Annotated in this window: 12 protein-coding genes; 4 read left to right on the forward strand and 8 right to left on the reverse strand. The window is 69.1% G+C overall.

Annotated features, from left to right (window positions below; translation table 11 throughout):
• Positions 1-7 precede the first annotated feature (7 nt).
• The 8 genes from BLP83_RS15935 to BLP83_RS15970 form a co-directional block, all read right to left on the reverse strand.
• A complete protein-coding gene (locus tag BLP83_RS15935) occupies positions 8-943 on the reverse strand; it encodes a nucleoside hydrolase (RefSeq protein WP_176764238.1) in 936 nt (311 codons plus the stop codon).
• Between the two features lie 164 nt (positions 944-1,107).
• Positions 1,108-3,213 carry an ATP-dependent DNA helicase RecG gene (gene recG / locus BLP83_RS15940; RefSeq protein WP_091245105.1) on the reverse strand — a complete coding sequence of 702 codons (2,106 nt, stop codon included), beginning with the start codon at positions 3,211-3,213 and terminating at the stop codon, positions 1,108-1,110.
• A gap of 22 nt (positions 3,214-3,235) precedes the next feature.
• Positions 3,236-3,619 (reverse strand): RidA family protein, encoded by a 384-nt coding sequence (locus tag BLP83_RS15945; protein ID WP_091245109.1) that lies wholly within the window; start codon positions 3,617-3,619, stop codon positions 3,236-3,238.
• Positions 3,620-3,667: 48 nt separating this feature from the next.
• Positions 3,668-5,857, reverse strand: coding sequence for a RelA/SpoT family protein (locus tag BLP83_RS15950; protein ID WP_091245112.1), 2,190 nt, complete (start codon positions 5,855-5,857; stop codon positions 3,668-3,670).
• Between the two features lie 197 nt (positions 5,858-6,054).
• Positions 6,055-6,354 carry a DNA-directed RNA polymerase subunit omega gene (gene rpoZ, locus BLP83_RS15955; RefSeq protein ID WP_091245114.1) on the reverse strand — a complete coding sequence of 100 codons (300 nt, stop codon included), beginning with the start codon at positions 6,352-6,354 and terminating at the stop codon, positions 6,055-6,057.
• A gap of 266 nt (positions 6,355-6,620) precedes the next feature.
• Positions 6,621-7,751 (reverse strand): IS5 family transposase, encoded by a 1,131-nt coding sequence (locus tag BLP83_RS15960; protein ID WP_091245117.1) that lies wholly within the window; start codon positions 7,749-7,751, stop codon positions 6,621-6,623.
• Between the two features lie 55 nt (positions 7,752-7,806).
• Positions 7,807-8,418, reverse strand: coding sequence for a guanylate kinase (gene gmk / locus BLP83_RS15965; protein ID WP_091245119.1), 612 nt, complete (start codon positions 8,416-8,418; stop codon positions 7,807-7,809).
• Positions 8,415-9,263, reverse strand: a complete 849-nt coding sequence (locus BLP83_RS15970; protein ID WP_091245206.1) for a YicC/YloC family endoribonuclease — start codon at positions 9,261-9,263, stop codon at positions 8,415-8,417. The genes gmk and BLP83_RS15970 overlap by 4 nt, the downstream gene beginning before the upstream one ends.
• 171 nt (positions 9,264-9,434) lie before the next feature.
• Between BLP83_RS15970 and rph the strand changes: the two genes are divergently transcribed.
• The 4 genes from rph (at position 9,435) to BLP83_RS15990 (ending at position 16,834) form a co-directional block, all read left to right on the forward strand.
• Complete coding sequence (gene rph / locus BLP83_RS15975) at positions 9,435-10,166, forward strand: ribonuclease PH (RefSeq protein WP_091245121.1); 732 nt, start codon at positions 9,435-9,437, stop codon at positions 10,164-10,166.
• A 5-nt stretch (positions 10,167-10,171) separates the two neighbouring features.
• Entirely contained in the window at positions 10,172-10,768 is a 597-nt protein-coding gene (gene rdgB / locus BLP83_RS15980) for an RdgB/HAM1 family non-canonical purine NTP pyrophosphatase (RefSeq protein ID WP_091245123.1), read from the forward strand.
• A 175-nt stretch (positions 10,769-10,943) separates the two neighbouring features.
• Positions 10,944-15,410 (forward strand): glutamate synthase large subunit, encoded by a 4,467-nt coding sequence (gltB, locus tag BLP83_RS15985; protein WP_091245126.1) that lies wholly within the window; start codon positions 10,944-10,946, stop codon positions 15,408-15,410.
• Positions 15,407-16,834, forward strand: a complete 1,428-nt coding sequence (locus BLP83_RS15990) for an FAD-dependent oxidoreductase (protein ID WP_425389022.1) — start codon at positions 15,407-15,409, stop codon at positions 16,832-16,834. Before gltB ends, BLP83_RS15990 begins: the two co-directional genes overlap by 4 nt.
• Positions 16,835-17,184: the final 350 nt, after the last annotated feature.

A 17,184-nucleotide genomic window follows, 5' to 3' on the forward strand; every position in this document is an offset into this window, starting at 1 on the left:
GGGTCGCTCAGGCGAGGCCCAGGGCCGTGCGCAGCAAGGCGTGGAAACGCGGCAGGTCGATGCGGCCGACGATCGCCGCATTCGGCCCGCGCGGATCGCGACCGTCCCAGTCGACGCGGGTGGCGCCGCGGTAGAGGCTCTGCGCCACTTCAACCTCGACCCGGCGCAGGCGCACCTCGCTGCCGATCTCGGGCTCCAGCACCACCGCCATCGCCAGCGCGTCGGCGCTGTGGAAGGTGTCGTCGTGATGCTGGCGGATGAAGGCACGGGTTTGCGCCGAGATCGCGTCATAGAAGCGCGCAAGCTCGCCGCCTTCGGCCAGCCAGCGGCCGAACTGCTCATCCGGCATGGCGTGCGCCAGGGTTGCCTCCCAATCCACCAACTCGAAGGCCGGCCAGGCGTCGAACACCACCTTGGCGGCTTCGGGATCGAAATAGATGTTGAACTCGGCGCTGGGCGTGATGTTGCCCAGGCCCGTCACCGCCGCGCCCATCACCACGAGGCGCGGAATCCGCTGCGGCAGCGAGGGATCCAGCCGCAAGGCCAGCGCGAGGTTGGTCAGCGGCCCCAGCGTGACCAGGGTGAGTTCGCCCGCGTGTTCCCGCGACAGCCGCAGGATCGCCTGCACGGCGTGCTCGCTCTCCGGCGCCCGAGTGGGGGCGGCGAGACCAGCATCGCCGAAACCGTCGCTGCCGTGCACGTAGGCGGCATCGACTGGCGGCCATACCAGGGGCCGATCGGTACCGACAAAGACCGGCACCTCCAGCCCGCAGCGCTCGACCAGGCTCAGCGCATTGCGGGTGGTGTGCTGGATGCCGACATTGCCGGCGGTGACGGTGATGCCGACGACCTCGGCACGCGGATGGCGCATCGCCATCAGCAGGGCGAGGGCGTCATCCACGCCGGGGTCGGTGTCGATCAGGAGCTTCTGCGTCTTGGTCACGGTGTTCTCGCTGTGTGCGGTTCTAAGTCGAGGGCGCCGGCGATGAGCCGGGCGGTGGATGCTTGGCTTGGCACGGGTCGTGGCCTCAACCGGGGTGAGTGTCCGGGCCATGGTGGGCCAAGGCCCGCTCCATGAGCTCACTTCCGGGTGGGCCGAGGCCCGCCCTAGGCCCCCGCATAGCGGACGGCGGCGCCGATCCAGCGGGCGATGACGCGATCGGCGCGCTCTGGAGCCTCGGCGAGCAAAGCGTCAGCGAGTCGCTGCGCGGCGGGCAGCAGGTCCGCGTCGCGACCGAGGTCGGCAATGCGGAAACCGACCAGTCCGGTCTGTCGCGTCCCCAGCAGCTCGCCGGGCCCGCGCAGTTCGAGGTCCTTCTCGGCGATGACGAAGCCGTCATTGGTCTGACGCAGGGTGTCGAGGCGCTCGCGCGCCAGCCTCGACAACGGCGACTGGTAGAGCAGCACGCAGCTCGATTTGGCCGCACCGCGGCCGACCCGCCCGCGCAGCTGGTGCAGCTGGGCCAGGCCGAGGCGCTCGGCGTTCTCGATCACCATCAGGCTGGCATTCGGCACGTCGACGCCGACCTCGATCACCGTGGTCGCCACCAGCAGCTGGGTGTCGCCGGCCTTGAAGCCCTGCATCACCGCCTGCTTCTCGGCTGGCTTCATGCGACCGTGCACCAGCGCGACGCGCACCTCGGGCAGCTGCGCCAGCAGCTGCTCGTAGGTCGTCTGCGCGGCCTGCGCCTGCACCTCGTCGCTGTCCTCGATCAGGGTGCAGACCCAATAGACCTGGCGTCCCTCCGCGCAGGCGGCGCGGATGCGCTCGACCAGTTCGGGCCGGCGCTCCACGCCCAAGGCCACGGTCTGCACCGGCGTGCGTCCGGGCGGCAGGGCATCAATGACCGAGACGTCGAGATCGGCATAGGCGGTCATCGCCAGCGTGCGCGGGATGGGCGTGGCGGTCATGACCAACTGATGCGGAATCCGGCTGCCGACCAGGCCCTTGTCGCGCAGGGCGAGGCGCTGGTGCACGCCGAAGCGGTGCTGCTCGTCGATGATGGCGAGACCAAGGCCGGCGAAGGCCACGCCCTCCTGCATCAGCGCGTGCGTGCCAACGACCACTCCAGCGCCCTTCGCGATGCGTGCGAGCGCGGCCGCGCGCGCGCGGCCTTTGACCTTGCCGGCCAGCCAGACGACTTCGACGCCCAGCGGTTCCAGCCAGCTGCGGAAATTGTTGAAATGCTGCTCGGCCAACAGCTCGGTCGGCGCCATCAGCGCGACCTGGGCACCCGCCTCGACCGCGTGCAGACCCGCCATCGCCGCAACCACGGTCTTGCCTGAGCCGACGTCGCCCTGCACCAGACGCAGCATGGGCTCGCTCGCACCAAGATCCTGCAGCACTTCGCCGAGCACGCGCTCCTGCGCGGCGGTGAGTGCGAAGGGCAGGTTGGCGCGCAGCGCCTTTGCGAGGCGACCGCTCGCGCGCAGCGGCGGTGCACCCTGCTGGCGCAGGTCGACGCGCTGGCGGCGCAGGCTCAGGTGATGTGCCAAGAGCTCCTCCAGCGCCAGCCGGCGCCGCGCAGGATGCCGACCGTCGCTGAGTGCGGCGAGATCGGTGCCGACCGTGGGCGCGTGCACGAAGCGCAGGGCGCGGCCCAGGTCCGGCAGCTTGAGCTCGGCGCGCAGGCCCGCCGGCAGCAGCTCGAACTCCTCCGACGGCGGCAGCTTCTCGATGGCCGCCTGCACCAGCTGGGCCAAACGCGCGGGCCCGATGCCCTCCACCGCCGGATAGACCGGATCCAGCCGCGCCGACACCTCGCCACGCTCGGACTCGGCGATGCGCCGGTAGCTGGGATGCACCATCTCCATCGACAGGCCAGCTTGGCGCGCTTCGCCATAGCAGCGCACCCAGGCGCCGTGCGTGAACTGCGCGACCTGGCCCGCATGGAAGTGGAAGAAGCGCAGCACCAGGGTGTCGCCGCTGTCGTCACTGATCGCGATCTTCAGCTGCGGACGGAAGCGGAAGCCCTTCTCGACCGCTTCGACACGGCCCTCGACCATCGCCTTCTCGCCGTGGGCGAGGCTGGCGATCGGCGCCACGCGGGTGCGGTCCTCGTAGCTGCGCGGCAGCCAGAACCACAGGTCCTGCAGGCGCTCGATGCCCGCGGCCGCGAGCTTCTGCGCCACCTGCGGGCCCACGCCCGGCAGGCCGCGCACGCTGGCCTCGCCGGCGTGCGCGATGCCCGGCCGCGCGGCGAGGCTGTTCATGGCTTGAACGGGAAGCCCGATCTCAGCCGAGCACCATCACCGCATCGACCTCGACCGCAGCACCGCGCGGCAGGGCCGAGACGCCGATGGTCGAGCGCGCCGGATAGGGCGCCTCGAAGTACTCGGCCATCACCGCGTTGACGGTAGCGAAATGGCCGAGGTCGGTGAGGTAGATGCCAATGCGGGCCACATCGGCCAGCGAGCCGCCGGCGGCCTCGCAGACGGCCTTCAGGTTGTCGAACACGCGGCGGGTCTGGAAGGCGATGTCGCCCAGCACCAGTTCGCCGGTATTGGCCGACAGCGGGATCTGGCCGGACAGGAAGACGAGGTTGCCGCAGCGCACCGCCTGCGAGTAGGGGCCGATGGCGGCGGGCGCTTTGTCGGAATGAATGGCGTTGCGGGGCATGGGCGCTCCTTGCGTCACGGAGTTCGGGGTCAGGGTTCGGAGGCGGTGCTACAGACGCTGGATGCCCAGCACCACGTCGAGCTTGCGCACGCGCCGCATCACGTCGGCGAGGTGCTTGCGGTGCTTCACCTCGATGCCGAAGTGCATGACCGCCATGCGCAGGTCGCGCTCCTGGTATTCGACGTTGTCGATGTTCGATTCGGCTTCGGCGATCGCCGCCGCGACCTGGGCGAGCACGCCGGGCTTGTTGAGCACCTCGACGCGCAGGCCGGCGCGGAAATCGCCCTCGACCTCGCGGTCCCAGTCGACCGGCACCCAGCGCTCGGGGCTCTTCTGCAGCTCCGGCAGGTTCGGGCACTCCATGCGATGCACCACCACGCCCTTGCCGGAGGACAGGTAGCCCATGATCTCGTCGCCCGGCAGCGGCCGGCAGCAGGCGGCGAAGCTGAGCAAGCCATGGCCGGCACCGCTGATGTGGATCTTCTCCAGCCGCGGCGTCGAGCGCCGCTCGCCCGGAAGACGGCCTTCGGTGAGCGCCAGCGCCACCTGCTGGGGCATGCGGTTGCCCAGCGCGATGTCGGCCAGCAGATCCTCCAGGCGGCGCAGGCGATTGTCCTGCAGATAGTGGTCGAGCACCGCCGGCGGCACGCGTTCGAGCGAGGCTTCGATGGCGTCGAGCGCGGCCTCGAGCATGCGGTGACCGAGCTCGACCGCATCCTCGTGCTGCAGACGCTTCAGGTGGTGGCGGATCGCCGTGCGGGCGCGCGAGGACACCACGAACTCCAGCCACTGCGGGTTGGGCACGGCCGAGGGCGCGGTGATGACCTCGACGGTCTGGCCGCTGGTCAGACGCGTGCGCAGCGGCGCCAGCTTCTTGTCGATGCGCGAAGCCACCGCACGGTTGCCGACGTCGGTGTGCACCGCATACGCGAAGTCGAGGACGGTGGCGCCACGCGGCAGGGCGAAGATGCGGCCCTTGGGCGAGAAGATGTAGACCTCGTCCGGGAACAGATCGACCTTGACGTTCTCCAGGAACTCCAGCGAGCTGCCGGCATCCTGCTGCGATTCCAGCAGCTCGGACAGCCAGGCGCGGGCGCGATTCTGGGCGTTGTTGTTGCTGCTCTGCGGGGCGTCGGTCTTGTACAGCCAGTGCGCGGCGATGCCGCGCTCGGCGAGCAGGTCCATGTCCTCGGTGCGGATCTGCACCTCGACGTGCGAGCCGTAGGGGCTGAACAGCACCGTGTGTAGGCTCTGGTAGCCGTTGGCCTTGGGGATCGCGATGAAATCGCGGAAGCGTGCCTCGACCGGCTTGTACAAGGCATGCACCGCACCCAGCGCGTGGTAGCACTGCATGGTCTGCTCGACCACCACGCGGAAGCCGAACACGTCCATGACCCGCTCGAAGCGCTTGGCACGCACCTCGCCAGCCCGCGGTTTGAACTCGTTGCGCATCTTGTTGTAGACGCTGTGCGGCGTCTTCACCCGGCTCACCAGGCGATGCTTCAGGCCTTCCTGCTTGAGCTTCTGCGACAGCGCCGCCTCGATCGTGGCCATCGCCTCGCGGCGCATCACCGGCTGCTGCGCGATACGCCGCGCGATCACCGCGTGCCGCCAGGGGTGCATGGCGCGAAAGCCGAGATCCTGCAGCTCGGACTTGATCCGGTTCATGCCCAGGCGCTGGGCGATGGGCGCGTAGATGTCGAGCGTCTCGCGGGCGATGCGCCGGCGCGAGTCCGCCGACATCGAGCCGATCGTGCGCATGTTGTGCAGGCGGTCGGCGAGCTTGATGAGGATCACCCGCAGGTCGCGGGCCATGGCCAGCAGCATCTTGCGGAAGCTCTCGGCCATCGCCTCGTTGCGATCGCGGAAGCTCAGCTTGTCGAGCTTGGTGACGCCGTCGACAAGCTCGGCCACGGCCTCGCCGAACTCACCCGAGATCGCCTCGCGGCCGAGCTGGGTGTCCTCGAGCGCATCGTGCAGGATCGCCGCGCACAGGGTTTCGACGTCCATGCCGAGCTCGGCGAGGATGCCGGCCACCGCCAGCGGATGGGTGATGTAGGGCTCGCCGCTCTTGCGGGTCTGGCCGTCATGCGCGACTGCGCCGACGTGATAGGCGCGCTTGACCGTGGGGATCTGCTCGGCCGGCAGGTAGGGGCGCAGCTTGACCAGGAGGGCCTCGATGGCCTCCGGACACGGGTCGAAGGGCGCGTCGGCGCTGGCTAGGGCAGAAGGGGGCATGACGCGAGCCTAAACAGCGCCCGACCCGGCGGCAAGCGCGCTGTCGCAAGCGTTTGGGGCCGGTTCGGGCAGGGATTCAAGGTCGCCTCGGCAGGAAGCGCGCGCTCAGGCAAAGAGGCGGGGCTGCGCGCGACGGATGCCGAAAACGCCAACGGCCCCACGCGGGGGCCGTTGCGGAGCATCCGTGCCGGAGCGGCTTAGAGGTCGTCGCCACCCTTGGAAAGGTCGTCGTCCACTTCCGCCGCGGCCCAGGCCAGAGCCTCACGCTCGGCGCGCTCGCGCTCGGCCTTCTCCACCGCCTCGATGGTGGCGATGTCGATGCGGCGGGCGGCGATTTCGCGCAGGGCCAGCACGGTCGGCTTGTCTTCCGGGTCCTGCAGGCCGAGCTGGTTGTCGGCACCGTTGGCCAGCTGGCGGGCGCGGCGCGAAGCCATCACCACCAGCTCGAAGCGGTTGTTCACGACGGCGAGGCAATCTTCAACGGTGATACGGGCCATGGCGGACCGGCTCCGGGAATTCAAACAAGAGCGGAAGGATAGCCCTGCCGGACGCCCGCAGGCAAGCTCAGAGCGTGTGAAAAATCCCAGACGCCGTAGCGAGGGCGTCTCCGGGCTTTCGTGGCAAAACGCGGTTCGTGAATTCAAAGGAGTTTGGTGAACCAAACGACCGCGGAATTCGCGTAGCGCGCTGCCGCCACGGGCGGCCAGAGGCGGCCGCAGTAGGCGGATGGTTTTTTCACATGCTCTCAGAGGGCGTTGACAAATTAGGTGGTCAGGCGTCGAAGCAGCATCCGCGCCTCGGTGAGCCAAACCCAGGCTTCGGATACGCTGGTCTTGCGATCGTGATGCATCAACAGCCGACGTGCGCGCTCGTTCCACGCGTGCGTCCGCTCCACGATCCAACGCTTGGCGATCGCAATGAATCCCTTGGCCTTGACCTTGGCCGGAGACTCGAACAGGTCGAGCTGGTCGAACAGGTCGAGCTGGTCGGGCATAACCCAGCAGGCTGATCGAGCAGCGCTGCGAACCACGTGGACCTTGATGCCGTGGGACTGTGAGACCGTCTGCGCACACTGGCCCGCGTAACCGCCATCCGCATACAGCGTCTGGATCTGCGGATGCTTGGACATCGCTGACGCGACCACCGGGTGGGCGCCATCGCGATCCTGCACGCTGGCGGCGGTCACGCTGACTGCCAGCAACAAACCCAGCGTGTCCACGACCAGATGGCGCTTGCGTCCCTTGACCTTCTTGCCTGCGTCGAAGCCAAGGTCGCCGCCTTGGGGGGAGCCTCGCGTGGACTGCGCATCGATGATCGCCGCAGTCGGCGCCTCGGGGCGCTCCTCTCGGGCACGCCACATACCGCGCAGGACATCGTTCATCCGCTCGAACTTGCCCTGCTCGCTCCACCGCCGAAAGGTGCGATAGACGTTCTGCCAACGTGGAAACTCCCGCGGCAGCATGCGCCACGCGCACCCGGTCCGGACGACGTAGCAACACGCGTCGACCAAGGAACGCCGCGAGTAACGCGGCGGCAGGCCGCGGCCGCCCTCGTTGCTGAAAATGTCCTGCACCAATGCCCACTCCGCATCCGTGAGACAACTTGGGTAGGCCTGCTCAGGGGCAAGCCGTCGATGGGCATCTGTGTAGCCGTAGCGAGGCGTGGAAGGGGCAGGTTTGGAATCCGCATCAGCCACCGCACGGGGAGGCCTGCGCTCGATTCCCGCGCGCTTCAACGCAGAGCGTACGGTGCCCACATGGACCTCAAGCCCTGTGCGCCGCGCAAATTCATTTGCAACCTCGGAGACGGTCGAAAGGCAATCGTCCTCGACGATCTCCTTCAAAACGGTCAGATGGGTCTGGTCCAGCTTGCGGGGACGGCCTGCTGCGCTCATGTGTTGCCACTTCACGGACGGTGCCGCAAATGTAGCTAATTATGTAGACACCCTCTCAGGCCAGCAGCGCCTGGATCAGGCCCGCCTGCCGGCGCGCCTGCTCGGTGCGGCGCAGGCGGTGCGATCGGACGATCGCGCAGAGGTCTTCCAGCGCGCGCTCGAAGCTGTCGTTGACGATCAGGTAGTCGAAGTCGTCGAGGTGGGCGATCTCCTCGCGCGAATTTTCCAGGCGCTTCAGGATCGTCTCCTCGCTGTCCTGGGCGCGGCCGCGCAGGCGGCGCTCCAGCTCCTCGCGCGAGGGCGGCAGTATGAACACGCTGACGCAGTCGGGCACCAGCGCCCGCACCTGGCGCGCGCCCTGGTAGTCGATTTCCAGCAGCACGTCGCGGCCCTGCTTGAGCGGCTCCTCGACGGTGTGGCGGGCGGTGCCTTTCAGGTCGCCGTGCACCACCGCGTGCTCGAAAAACTCGCCGCGCGCGACCATGCCCTCGAAGGTCTCGCGACTGACGAAGTGGTAGTGCGCGCCTTCGGTCTCGCCGGGGCGCGGGCCGCGCGAGGTGTAGGAGATCGACAGCTGGATGTCAGGCTCGCGTTCGAGCAGGGCGTTGACCAGACTGGACTTGCCGGCGCCCGACGGCGCCGCGACGATGTAGAGCGAGCCGCTCATTCGATGTTCTGCACCTGTTCGCGCAACTGTTCGATCAGCACCTTGAGTTCGACCGAAGCCGCGCTGGAACGCGCGTCGATCGATTTCGAGCCCAGCGTGTTCGCCTCGCGGTTGAACTCCTGCAGCAGAAAATCGAGCCGGCGGCCGACCGCCTCGCGGCTGGCCAGCGTGCGGCGCATCTCGGCGATGTGCGCGCCGAGCCGGTCGAGCTCCTCGTCGACGTCGATCTTCTGCAGCTGCAACACCAGCTCCTGCTCCAGCCGGCCCGGATCGAGCGGCTGCTTGAGGTCGGCGATGCGCGCATCGAGGCGTGCGCGCAGCGCCGCACGGATTTCCGGCAGCGCGGTCTTGACCTCGGCGACGATGCGTTCGATGCCGTCGAGGCGCTCGCGCATGGCGGCGGCGAGTGCTGCGCCCTCGCGCTCGCGGGCGGAGATGAAGTCATCCAGCACGGCGTCCATCAGCGCCAGGCATTCGGCCTGCAGCGACTCGGCATCGACCTCGGCCTGCTCGATCAGGCCCGGGTGGCGCAGCAGCTCGGTGAACTCGACTTTGAAGCCGGGGAAGCGGCCGGACATTTCCAGCGCCAGCGCGCTCAGCTGGTCCAGCATCTGCGGGTTGAGCTTGAGACCCTCGCTGCTGGCGGCCGCGCGCAGGCGGAAGCCGACATCGACCTTGCCGCGGGCGATGCGCTGGGCCAGCTTCTCGCGAAACGCAGGCTCCAGCCCGCGCAACTCTTCCGAGAGACGAAAGCCCGGCTCAAGGAAGCGGTGATTGACTGCCCGGACCTCGCAGGTCAGGGTGCCAAAGCCCGTGGCGCGCTCGCCCGAGGCGTAGGCCGTCATGCTGCGGATGGAAGCGGCGGTGCGTGCGCTCATGCGGCCACTCTTGCGGTTGGGACGGGCGACGCGCGGATTGCATGTGCGCGAATCGCAGCAGGATCCACGCCGCGACAAGGGCCGGGGCGCAGGGAGGGCGATGGTAAACTGCGCGGCCGCCGTTAAGAAGCCGCCCCCATGAGCGATGTTGTCCGGCCGTCCGGCCGCCGTTTCGACGCCCTCCGCGAGATCCGCATCGAAACCGGCTTCACCCGGCACGCCGAGGGCTCGGTGCTGATCAGCGTCGGCGACACCCGCGTGCTCTGCAATGCGACCGTCGAGAATCGCGTGCCGGGCTTCCTGCGCGGCAAAGGCGAGGGCTGGGTCACCGCCGAATACTCGATGCTGCCGCGCGCCACCAAGGAGCGCACCCAGCGCGAGGCCAGCGCGGGAAAGATCGGCGGCCGCACCCATGAGATCCAGCGCCTGATCGGGCGCAGCCTGCGCGCCTGCGTCGATCGCGCGGCGCTGGGCGAACGCACCATCACCCTCGACTGCGACGTGCTGCAGGCCGACGGCGGCACCCGCTGCGCCGCCATCACCGGCGCCTACGTCGCGCTCTCCCTGGCCTGCCGCCGGCTGGAGAAACGCGGCGACATCACGCGCAACCCGATTCACGGCGCCATCGCCGCGGTCTCGGTGGGCGTCTATCGCGGCCAGCCGGTGCTGGACCTCGACTACGCCGAGGACAGCGACTGCGACACCGACATGAACGTGGTGATGAACGACGGCGGCGGCTTCATCGAAGTGCAGGGCACGGCCGAGGGCCATGCTTTCCGCCGACAGGAACTGGACGCCCTGCTCGATCTCGCAGCCTCCGGCGTACAGGGTCTGATCGGCTTCCAGCGCGCCGCGCTCGACGCGGCCTGAGCCCCGTGCAGAAGCTCGTTTTGGCCAGCGGCAACGCCGGCAAGCTGCGCGAGTTCCGCGAGATTCTCGCGCCCCAGGGCTTCGAGCTGATCGCGCAGGGCGAGCTCGGCATTCCCGACCCCGAGGAAACCGGGCTCAGTTTCGTCGAAAACGCCCTGCTCAAGGCGCGACATGCGAGCGAAGCTTCCGGCCTGCCGGCGCTGGCCGACGACTCGGGCCTCTGCGTCGATGCGCTCGGCGGCGCGCCGGGCCTGTACTCGGCGCGCTATGCCGGCGCGCATGGCGACCATGCGGCCAATATCGAGAAGCTGCTCGGCGAACTCGCCAGTCGCGAAGACAGCCAACGCAGCGCTTTCTTCATCAGCGTGATCGCGCTGATCGGCCACCCGCTCGACCCGGCGCCGCTGATCGCCGAGGGCCGCTGGCAGGGCCGCATCCTGCACGCGCCGCGCGGCAGCGGCGGCTTCGGCTACGACCCGGTGTTCCAGGACCCGGACTCTGGCCTCTCCGCGGCCGAACTCGAGCCCGCGCACAAGCACCGCATCAGCCACCGCGGCAAGGCCGTGGCGCAGCTGCTGAAGGCCCTGCAGCACCGCGATTGATTTCAGTGCTGCGCGACGCTGCGCGGGCCGCGCCTGAGGCGCCCCACATGGCTGGCCGGAATATGCCCCTTGGTAGTTTGACGCGTCGCACAAGGGTGTGATTGTGTGGGGGTCCGGCTGCCCACGGTGGGCGTCGGACACCGCGCCAGCACCATCCCCCGGGGGCAGCAAGCGTATGAGCGGAATCGAGCATCAGGCGCCGCAGGGTCTGTTCGACCCACGGCTGGAACACGACGGCTGCGGCTTCGGCCTGATCGCGCATCTCGACGACGCGCCGAGTCGCGAGATCGTCGATCTTGGCCTGAGCGCACTCTCGCGCATGACCCACCGCGGCGCGGTCGCCGCCGACGGCGAATCCGGCGACGGCTGCGGCCTGCTGATCCGCCGCCCGGAAGCCTTCATCCGCGCGCTGGCCGAGGATCACGGCTTTTCGCTGGCACCGCTGGCCACCGCCGGCCTGGTGTTCCTGCCGGTCGACGAGACACTGGCCGCGCGCTGCCGCGCCGAGCTGCAGACGCAGCTGGAGAAGGTCGGTTCGCGCATCGCCGGCTGGCGCCAGGTGCCGGTGAACCCGCAGGCCGCGGGCCCGCTCGCCAGAGAACGCCTGCCGCGGATCGAGCAGGTGTTCGTCAACGCCGATCGCGGCGAGGACGCCGCCGGCTTCCAACGCGGCCTGTACACGGCGCGGCGTCGCGCCGAGATGGCGCTGGCGGAGGTCAGCGACTTCCATGTGGTGACCCTGGCCGAGCACAGCCTGGGCTACAAGGGCATGGTGATGCCCGAGCGCCTGCGCGAGTTCTATCCCGACCTCTCGCATCCGCGGCTGGCGAGTTCGGCGGTGGTCTTCCACCAGCGCTTCTCCACCAACACCATGCCGCGCTGGGCGCTGGCCCAGCCCTTCCGCTTCCTCGCCCACAACGGCGAGATCAACACCATCCGCGGCAACCGTTTCTGGGCCCGCGCCCGCGGCGCCCGCATGCGCTCGCCCTTCGTCGACTTCCGCGAATTCCAGCCGCTGGTCAGCCAGGACAGCTCGGACTCGGCCAGCCTCGACAACATGCTGGAAGTGCTGCTGACCGGCGGCATGGACCTGCTGCAGGCCATGCGCATCCTGATCCCGCCGGCCTGGCAGAACGTCGACGGCATGGACCCGGACCTGCGTGCCTTCTACGAATACTTCGCCCTGCACATGGAGCCCTGGGACGGCCCGGCCGGCATCGTCGTGGCGGACAGCCGCTATGCCGCCTGCGCGCTCGATCGCAATGGCCTGCGCCCGGCGCGCTGGGCGCTGTCCAAGGACCGCATGCTGGTGGTGGCCTCCGAGGCCGGCGTGGTCGACTGGCCGGCGCGCGACATCGTCGCGAAGGGCCGACTCGGGCCGGGCGAGATGCTGGCGGTGGACCTGCACCGCGGCGAGTTCCTCGACACCGCGCGCATCGACCAGATCAACCGCGAGCGCGCGCCCTTCAAGCGCTGGCTGAAGCAGGGCGTGCGCTATCTCGAAACCGACCTGATCGACCCCAGCCTCGCCGCCGAGCCGATGCCACGCGAGGAGCTGCTGCGCCATCAGAAGATGTTCAACCTCTCGGCTGAAGAGCGCGACACCGTGCTCAAGGTGCTGGCCGAGACCGAAGGCGAGGCCATCGGCTCGATGGGCGACGACACGCCCCTGCCGCTGCTGTCGACCCGCGTGCGCTCGCTCTACGACGCCTTCCGCCAGGCCTTCGCCCAGGTCACCAACCCGCCCATCGACAGCTATCGCGAGAAGCTGGTGATGAGCCTGCACACGCAGATCGCACGCGAGAGCAACCTGTTCGAGTTGAACCCGGCCTACGCGCGGCAGGTGATGATCAATTCGCCGGTGCTCTCGCAGCGCAAGTTCCTTCAGATCCTGGCCCTGCGCGAAGAGGGCGTGGGCTCGGTGGTGATCGATCTGAACTATCCGGAGCCCGAAGGGCTCGACGCGGCGCTGGCGCGCTGTTGCGGCATCGCCGAAGAAGCGGTGCGCGACGGCAAGCTGCTGGTGGTGCTGTCGGACCGAGCGATCCGCGAAGGGCATCTGCCCATCCACGCGCTGCTGGCGGTGGGCGCGGTGCATCAGCACCTCGTCGCCTGCGGCCTGCGCTCGGACTGCAACCTGCTGGTGGAAACCGCCACCGCCCGCGACCCGCACCACTTCGCCTGCCTGATCGGCTACGGCGCCACCGCGGTGTATCCCTATCTGGCCTACCAGACCATCTTCGATCTCGCCCGCAGCGGCGATTCCGATGCGCGCCTGGCCCAGCACCGCGAGCTCGGCCGCAGCTATCGCCGCGGCATCCGCAACGGCCTGCTGAAGATCCTCTCGAAGATGGGCATCAGCACCGTGGCCAGCTACCGCGGCGCCGCCCTGTTCGAGATCGTCGGGCTGTCGACGGATGTGGTCGCACGCTGCTTCGCCGGTACGCCCAGCCGCGTGGGCGGACCAGGCTTCGCCGACATCGAAGCCGACCAGCAACAGCTCGCCGAACGCGCCTGGAACACCGGCTTCGGGCTGGAGGCCGGGGGCCTGTTCAAGTACATCCACGGCGGCGAGTACCACGCCTTCAACCCGGACGTGGTCGGCGCCCTGCAGGTCGCCACGCTGACCGGCGAACACGAGGACTGGCTGAAGTACGCGAAGCTGGTGAACGAGCGCGAGCCGTCGATGCTGCGCGATCTGCTGGAGCCGGACTTCGAGCGCGCCACGCCGATCCCGCTGGACGAAGTTGAACCGGCCTCGGCGATGTTCAAGGCCTTCGACTCGGCCGGCATGAGCCTGGGCGCGCTGTCGCCGGAAGCCCACGAGGCCCTGGCGATCGCCATGAACCGCCTGGGCGGCCGCAGCAACTCCGGCGAGGGTGGCGAGGATCCGGTCCGCTATGGCACCGAGAAGACTTCGCGCATCAAGCAGATCGCCTCGGGCCGCTTTGGCGTCACCCCCGAGTATCTGGTCAATGCCGAAGTGCTGCAGATCAAGGTGGCGCAGGGGGCCAAGCCCGGCGAAGGCGGCCAGCTGCCCGGCCACAAGGTCAACGAGCTGATCGCGCGTCTGCGCTACGCGAAGCCGGGCATCGGCCTGATCAGCCCGCCGCCGCACCACGACATCTATTCGATCGAAGACCTGGCCCAGCTGATCTACGACCTGAAGCAGATCAACCCGACCGCCCTGGTCTCGGTGAAGCTGGTCAGCCACGCCGGCGTCGGCACGATTGCTGCGGGCGTGGCCAAGGCCGGCGCGGACCTGATCACCGTCAGCGGCTACGACGGCGGCACCGGCGCCAGTCCGCTGACCTCGATCAAGTACGCCGGCGGGCCCTGGGAATTGGGCCTCACCGAAGCGCACCATGCCTTGAGAGCAAATGGCCTGCGCGAGCGCATCATCCTGCAGACCGACGGCGGGCTTAAGACCGGTCTCGACGTGCTGAAGGCGGCGCTGCTGGGCGCCGACAGTTTCGGCTTCGGCACCGCGCCGATGATCGCGCTGGGCTGCAAGTACCTGCGCATCTGCCATCTCAACAACTGCGCCACCGGCGTCGCCACCCAGCACCACGTGCTGCGTGCCAAGCACTTCAAGGGCATGCCCGAGCAGGTGATGGCCTACTTCATCGGCGTGGTCGAGGAGCTGCGCGGCTACATGGCGTGGCTTGGCGTGCGCACGCTGGCCGAGCTGACCGGCCGCAGCGATCTGCTGCGGCCGCGCCCGAACACCGACGCGCGTCGCCAGCGCATCGATCTGCGGCCGATCCTGGCGCCGCCGCCGAATCCGCCGGCCGCGGCCTGCGCGCCAGGGCGCCCCACGAAGGATCCCGACGACTTCCACCAGCGCCTGCTGGCCGAGGTCGGCCCGGCAATCGAAGCAGGCACGGGCGGTCGCTTCAGCTATGCCGTGCGCAATGTGCACCGCTCGGTTGGCACCGCGCTGTCGGGCCTGATCGCGCGCCGCCACGGCAATACCGCGATGGCGGCCCACCCGGTGCGGCTGGATCTGTCCGGCAGCGTCGGCCAGAGCTTCGGCGCCTTCAACGCAGGTGGCCTGGAGCTGCACCTGACCGGCGAGGCCAACGACTACGTCGGCAAGGGCATGGCCGGCGGCCTGATCACGGTGCGGCCGCCCGATGACGCGCGCTATCTGGCGCGCAAGTCGGCCATCCTCGGCAACACCTGCCTGTATGGCGCCACCGGCGGTGATCTGTTCGCCGCTGGAACGGCCGGCCAGCGCTTCGCCGTGCGCAATTCCGGCGCCACCGCCGTGGTGGAAGGCGCGGGCGACCACTGCTGCGAGTACATGACCGGCGGCGTGGTCGCGGTGCTGGGCAGCACGGGGCTGAACTTCGGCGCCGGCATGACCGGCGGCTTCGCCTACGTGCTCGACCTCGACCGCAGCTTCGTCGACCGCTACAACCACGAGCTGATCGACTTGAACCGCATCACCCTCGAAGGCCTGGAAGCGCATCTGCAGCACTTGCGGGGCCTCATCGAGCGCCACCGCGTACTCACCGGCAGCACCCTGGCGGCAGAGGTGCTCGACGACTTCCGCGGCTTCCTGCCGCGCTTCTGGCTGGTCAAGCCCAAGGCCGCCGGCCTCGATTCGCTCATCAACGCACTGCGGAGGGCTGCGTGATGAAGCGCGATCCCATGCATTTCCTGAGCTCCGGCCGCCGCATGCCGGCCGAGGTGCCGGTCAAGCTGCGCATCCTCGACGGCCGCGAGATCTACGGCCAGTACGAGGCCGCCGAGGCCGCCGACCAGGCGGCGCGCTGCCTGGACTGCGGCAACCCCTACTGCGAGTGGAAGTGCCCGGTCCACAACTACATCCCGAACTGGCTGGAACTGATCCGCGAAGGCCGGCTGTTCGAGGCCGCCGAGCTCTCGCATTCGACCAACCCGCTGCCCGAGATCTGTGGCCGCGTCTGCCCGCAGGACCGACTCTGCGAAGGCGCCTGTACGCTCAACGAGGACTTCGGCGCGGTCACCATCGGCAGCATCGAGAAGTACATCACCGACACCGCACTCGCCCAGGGCTGGCGGCCGGATCTGTCCGGCGTGGTGCCGAGCGGCAAGCGCGTCGCGGTGATCGGCGCAGGGCCTGCGGGCCTCGCTTGCGCCGACGTGCTGGCGCGGCAGGGCATCCAGGCCGTGGTGTTCGACCGCCATCCCGAGATCGGCGGCCTGCTGAGCTTCGGCATTCCGCCCTTCAAGCTGGACAAGGAGGTCGTGCGCACGCGCCGGCAGGTGCTGGAGGGCATGGGCATCGATTTCCGTTTGGGCGTGGACGTCGGCCGCGATGTCAGCTTCGATCAGCTGGTGGATGAGTTCGACGCGGTCTTCCTGGGCCTTGGCACCTACACCGCGGTCGACGGTGGCCTGCCGGGGCTGGACCTGGACGGCGTCGTGCCCGCTCTGCCCTATCTGATCAGCAACGGCCGCTACGCGCTGGGCATCGATCCCGAGCCGGCGCGCCTGTGGGGCAAGCATGTGATCGTGCTGGGTGGCGGCGATACCGCCATGGACTGCAACCGCACCGCGATCCGCCAGGGCGCGGCCACCGTGTCCTGCGTCTACCGCCGCGACGAGGACGACATGCCCGGCAGCCGCCGCGAGGTCGCCAAGGCCAAGGAAGAAGGCGTCAACTTCCTGTTCCGCCTGCAGCCCAAGGCGATCCTCGGCGACGAGGAAAACCGCGTGCGCGCGGTGCAGGTGGTCGAAACCCGGCTCGGCCCGCCCGACGCCAAGGGCCGTCGCCAGTTCGAGGAGATCCCCGGCAGCGAGCGCGAGCTCGCCGCCGACCAGGTGATGGTGGCCTTCGGCTTCACCCCGAGCCCGCCGGAATGGCTGGGCAAACACGGCGTCAGCCTGCAGGCCAACGGCCGCGTGCGCGTGGCCGAAGACGGCGCCCTGCCCTTCCAGACCGCGAACGCCAAGATCTTCGCCGGCGGCGACATGGTGCGCGGTGCGGACCTCGTTGTTACGGCAGTGTACGAAGGCCGCGAGGCGGCGAAGTCGATCGCGCGCAGCCTGGGAGTCGCGGCATTGGCCAGCGCCTGAGTCGCCCGGCGCGCGCTGGGCGCACGACGAAGTCATCGCGAGCGCCGGACCGGCGCGAGCCTATCCCGGGGCGGGCCGGCAGATTTGCGCGTGTCCCCAAGGCCCAGTCGACCTGCGGAAGCGGCCTGCAGTCGGCTTGGGCGCACCGTACGCCCGACCCGGGACTCAGTCTGGTGTTGAACCGTCTTGCCTCCGCGCTGGCGTCGCACCTGGAGCCCGCTGGCGTCAGGTCGCTCCTGGCCGTTCGACGCGACTGGGTGACGCACGGTTTGCGGCTGGGTGCGGAATGCGGAACAGCCCCGCGCCCTTGGGTTTTGGCCGGCGACTCAAGTCGCAGGGCTGGTCAAACA

Origin of the sequence: Aquimonas voraii (assembly GCF_900101825.1) — a bacterium.
Lineage (GTDB): Bacteria > Pseudomonadota > Gammaproteobacteria > Xanthomonadales > Xanthomonadaceae > Aquimonas > Aquimonas voraii.